Source organism: Janthinobacterium foliorum, from assembly GCF_978021625.1.
In genome coordinates this window covers 1-345 of the sequence record NZ_CDXDQE010000079.1, presented here as the reverse complement: position 1 = coordinate 345, position 345 = coordinate 1, and the positions used below count along the sequence as shown (strand labels likewise).

Annotated in this window: 1 protein-coding gene; it reads left to right on the top strand. The window is 58.6% G+C overall.

What is annotated here, in order from left to right; all coding sequences use genetic code 11:
- Window positions 1-345: EF-Tu/IF-2/RF-3 family GTPase (locus ACZ92H_RS29575; protein ID WP_465051987.1), on the top strand; the 345-nt coding region annotated here is incomplete at both ends.

The window sequence follows — 345 nt, the reverse complement described above, 5'->3', positions numbered from 1 at the left end:
GCGTTGACGCAGTGCTGCGTCTGGCCGATGCGCTGGATGCTTACATCCCAACGCCAGAGCGCGCTGTTGACGGTGCGTTCCTGATGCCAGTGGAAGACGTGTTCTCGATCTCGGGTCGCGGTACCGTGGTCACCGGTCGTATCGAGCGCGGCATTGTTAAAGTCGGCGAAGAGATCGAAATCGTTGGTATCACCGATACCGTCAAAACGACTTGCACCGGCGTGGAAATGTTCCGCAAGCTGCTGGACCAAGGTCAAGCAGGCGACAACGTTGGTCTGCTGCTGCGCGGCACCAAGCGTGAAGACGTGCAACGTGGTCAAGTTCTGGCAAAGCCAGGCTCGATCA